This is a genomic window from Coleofasciculus chthonoplastes PCC 7420 (assembly GCF_000155555.1).
GTDB classification, from domain to species: domain Bacteria; phylum Cyanobacteriota; class Cyanobacteriia; order Cyanobacteriales; family Coleofasciculaceae; genus Coleofasciculus; species Coleofasciculus chthonoplastes_A.
Genome location: NZ_DS989846.1, coordinates 257,054 through 259,771, shown reverse-complemented (window position 1 = coordinate 259,771; position 2,718 = coordinate 257,054). Strand labels below are relative to the sequence as shown.

2 protein-coding genes and 2 pseudogenes are annotated in these 2,718 nt (G+C 46.7%); 2 read left to right on the top strand and 2 right to left on the bottom strand.

The genetic code is table 11. The features are described 5' to 3' along the window. The first annotated feature begins 265 nt into the window (after positions 1–265). Positions 266–502, top strand: coding sequence for a CopG family ribbon-helix-helix protein (locus tag MC7420_RS41265; RefSeq protein WP_044206246.1), 237 nt, complete (start codon positions 266–268; stop codon positions 500–502). Then, a pseudogene (locus MC7420_RS36745) lies at positions 502–624 on the top strand (type II toxin-antitoxin system PemK/MazF family toxin); the annotation flags it as partial. The gene MC7420_RS41265 and the pseudogene MC7420_RS36745, both read left to right, overlap by 1 nt. Before the next feature lie 33 nt (positions 625–657). On the opposite strand, the gene MC7420_RS10165 reads toward MC7420_RS36745, so the two are convergent. Then, positions 658–1,860, bottom strand: coding sequence for an RNA-guided endonuclease InsQ/TnpB family protein (locus tag MC7420_RS10165; RefSeq protein WP_006100359.1), 1,203 nt, complete (start codon positions 1,858–1,860; stop codon positions 658–660). A 548-nt stretch (positions 1,861–2,408) separates the two neighbouring features. After that, a pseudogene (locus MC7420_RS10160) lies at positions 2,409–2,718 on the bottom strand (acetyl-CoA carboxylase, carboxyltransferase subunit beta); the annotation flags it as partial.

The following is a 2,718-nucleotide window of genomic DNA, read 5'->3' as shown; positions in this document are numbered from 1 at the left end:
CCCCTCATCCCCTAACCCCTTCTCCCACCGTGGGGAGAAGGGGAACCGGATTCTCTTACTCCCCTCTCCCGTGCAACAGAAGCGAAGCATCCTCTGGCTTCCCCGTGCCAAAAAAGCGAAGCATCCGCTGGCTTCCCCCTTTTTAAGGGGGACGGGAGGGGGATCTAAAAAGGGGGGAACGAGGGGGGTTGGGTCTTTAGTATCACCTATTGCGCTAGTTGTAAAAATTCGATACTCTACGAGTATAACTATAGTTATACTTATCATGAAAACAGCCATTTCAATTCCTGATCCGCTTTTTGACGCAGCGGAACAATTTGCAAAACGCATGGGATTATCTCGGAGTCAGCTTTATGCGGTGGCACTTCAAGACTACTTGCAAGCACATAAACAGGATCAGATTACTCAACAGTTAGATGCAGTCTATGCCGATGAAAGCAGCAGTCTTGATCCTCTGTTTGTCCAGCTACAAGCTCATACGTTATCTGAGGAAAATTGGTGATGCAGCGAGGTGAAATTTGGTGGGCAGATCTGCCAACACCTGTTGCGTCTGAACCTGGATATCGTAGACCCGTTCTGATCATTCAGTCAGATGAGTTTAATCGTAGTCGAATTCGGACTTTGACATCCTCCCCGGCGTAAAACGCACGGGGATTCCTACCAGTCGAACAGCGATAACTGCACGTACTCTCGGTGGGTTGACGGTTCACCACACACCGCCTCAACTGAGGTCTTACACGCGCTCCCCGTCCGTTTAACGTCGTGGGTATGCCCTACCCCGACTCTTTCTATATTTGCTGAAGCGTTATCGTCTCGGTCGTGTTCTATGCCACAATTGACACAGACAATCGTCCTCACCGATAGGTCTAACTTGCCCCATCGGTAGCCGCACTCAGAACAAACTTGACTGGTGGGTTCCCATCGGTCGATGACTCGAAAATCCCGATTGTGTTTGCAAGCTTTACCCTTACACAATGAGCGGAATTCATGCCAGCCAGCTTGACTAATTGCCCGTGATAATTTGCGGTTTTTAAGCATACCACCAACGTTCAAATCCTCTAAGGCAATCACTTGGTTATCGTTAACTACCTTGGTGGATAACTTATGCAGGAAATCCTTGCGCTTATCCCGGATTTTGGCATTGAGCTTGGCTACTTTAACCCGCATCCGTTCTCGCCGTTTGCTCCCCTTTTGCCGCTTGGATAACCGCCTTGAAGAGCGCTTTAGCTTGCGGTAGAGCAGAGAATAATCTGGACTATCAATCTTTTCCCGGTTGCTGCAAGAGGCAAAGGTTTTTAACCCAAGATCGATCCCGATTGATGGGTTCTTGGGTGGTTGAATTACATGGTCTACCTCTACAACAAAACTGAGAAAGTACCTGCCAGCACAGTCTTTAATCACCGTGACTGAAGTCGGTTCAGATGGCAGAGGACGTGACCACTTGACTTTGACGTTCCCAACCTTGGCTAAGTAGACTTTGGACGCCTTAATCTTAAACCCACGTTGAGTGAACCGCGCCGTTTGACGGTTGGTTTTCCGTTTAAACCGTGGCGGGTTTACCTTCTTACCTTTGCGTTTGCCAGACCGGGATTGAAAGAAGTTTTTATATGCTACCCCTAGATCGGCAACTGATTGCTGAAGGGGAACAACTGATACCTGCCCTAACCATTCTCTTTGCTCATGTTTCTTAGCTTGAGTAATACATAGTTTCTGAAGTTCACTATTTTTAGGTAGCTTGTCCGATTGCTTGCACAGCGCTAGCGCATCATTCCAGACTACCCGCACACAACCAAATAGCCGCGCTAATAACTGACGCTGACCAGGGGTGGGATAGATTCTAAACTGGTATCGGCTTTTCATGCTACTATGATATCATATTGATATCGTTTGTGACCAAATGAAACAAGTATTAATCAGATGCTCTGATGCTGAGTTCAAAAAACTAAAACAGTATTGCGTCCAAACGGAAAGGACGCAAAATGACGTGTTAAGGGAGCTTATTCGCAATTTGGACAAAAAGTCGCCCTAGAAGGGCGAGGCTTCAGACCCATCTTTTCCGGTGACTGCATATATTGAGCGCCCAGTTTTTCGTCTAAAACATATCCATGACAAAAATTACGACATTTGGCGTAGGCTCAACCTTTTGACCTAGAGAGAAAATTTGATAATATTTAACATAAGCGCAAAAACAGGGCATAGACTGAATCGCTAACTCATCCAGGGAGTGCATCAAACCTTACAAGCGGTGCGTCAACGTCTACGTGTATCAGTCTAAATCTACCATTTTATTATTCCCTATTGAAAAAAAATAAACCGTGCATTCCATTCTGGTAACGGATGGGAGAAATTGGCTAACGGGGGTTCTTCATTATCAGTACCTTACGCAGGTACATCATATCTGGTGGGTTTACAGCGTCAGTCAGTTGAGTCTTGTCTTGGTAGTCTTGTAGGCGATCTGTATAGGATTTGCGATCGCGGAATTTTAGCGGATCAGTGGGGCGAATTTGCTCATCCAGGGGTATCCAGGTATTGCCATCGATAAGCTGGCGAATCCGTTCATCGCTATATACCCGGATATGATGACCACATTCAGAGCAGACCATTTGATTCGCTCTCAGGTCTTTAGTATAGGTGAGAACCGCGCACGCCTCACATTTTGTCCACAATCCATCAGCAATTTCCCGTTCCCGTCGTTGTTGGGGCATCGGTTCTGATTTT

Bases quoted from the DNA above. Each gene is read 5' to 3' on its own strand.
- MC7420_RS41265 (WP_044206246.1), top strand. From the start codon at position 266: ATGAAAACAGCCATTTCAATTCCTGATCCGCTTTTTGACGCAGCGGAA.
- MC7420_RS10165 (WP_006100359.1), bottom strand. From the start codon at position 1,860: ATGAAAAGCCGATACCAGTTTAGAATCTATCCCACCCCTGGTCAGCGT.